This is a genomic window from Bacillus tequilensis KCTC 13622, assembly GCF_000507145.1.
Lineage (GTDB): Bacteria > Bacillota > Bacilli > Bacillales > Bacillaceae > Bacillus > Bacillus tequilensis.
Window position 1 is genome coordinate 1 of the sequence record NZ_AYTO01000051.1, and the last position, 259, is coordinate 259.

Below are 259 nucleotides of genomic sequence, written 5' to 3' on the forward strand. Positions count from 1 at the left end.
TACTCCGGTTGGTCCTGTTTCTCCAGTATCGCCAGTTACTCCGGTTGGTCCAGTTACTCCGGTAGCGCCAGTGGCTCCAGTTGGACCAGTTGGTCCTGTTACTCCAGTGGCCCCAGTTACTCCGGTTACTCCAGTTGCGCCAGTGGCCCCAGTTACTCCGGTTGGTCCAGTTACACCAGTTGGTCCTGTTTCTCCGGTGGCCCCAGTTACTCCGGTTGGTCCTGTTACTCCAGTTGGTCCTGTTTCTCCGGTGGCCCCA

The 259-nt window shown here is 57.9% G+C and carries 1 protein-coding gene; it reads right to left on the reverse strand.

From position 1 onward, the window contains the following. A partial coding sequence (locus tag V756_RS01000000123025) for a collagen-like protein (protein ID WP_032682250.1) occupies positions 1–259 on the reverse strand: 259 nt, incomplete at both ends.